Genomic DNA, 685 nt, shown 5'->3' on the forward strand with positions numbered 1-685 from the left:
AAGCTGGTAACCCACCCTGGTCACATGCAATGAATCTCAGTATGGATGAATCGATAGAACTGCCTTCCACCAGCCATTTCAATATCGTCGATAAGCAAGGCAATGTGGTTTCAATGACCACCACCATCGAGAACGCTTTTGGCTCGCGCTTAATGGTTCGCGGCTTCCTGCTCAATAACGAGCTGACAGACTTTTCTTTCCGCACTCATCAAAATGGCGCGCCAATCGCCAACCGATTAGAACCGGGCAAACGTCCTCGCTCCTCCATGGCTCCGACCATCATCATGAAAGATGATCAACCATACATGGCAATTGGTTCTCCGGGTGGCAGTCGCATTATCGGCTACGTGGCACAAGCCATCATTGCTCATACTCAATGGGGCATGGACATTCAGCAAGCGATCAACCAACCAAGAGTGTTAAACCGTTTTGGTACTGTCGACCTCGAGCAAGATAGCGCAGCAACTCAGTTGCAACCGGCACTCGAAAAGATGGGCTTTAAGACCGAAATTCGCGATTTGAATTCCGGTTTACACGCCATTCGCATCACTGAAAATGGCTTAGAAGGTGCTGCGGATCCACGCAGAGAAGGTGCAGCCATCGGAAAATAGTAGCCTTGCGCTCGGCCCTTTGTGCGAGATCTCTCACAAAGGGTTGGGTAAAACTCTCTTTTTTAGCAGTAAAA

General features: G+C 49.3%; 1 protein-coding gene. It reads left to right on the forward strand.

Translation table 11 applies throughout. The features are described from left to right. Nucleotides 1–611 (forward strand): gamma-glutamyltransferase (locus R7Q48_RS27670; protein WP_318133478.1); only part of this gene is annotated, 611 nt, incomplete at its 5' end. Nucleotides 612–685 lie beyond the last annotated feature (74 nt).

The organism is Vibrio sp. 378, from assembly GCF_033339435.1.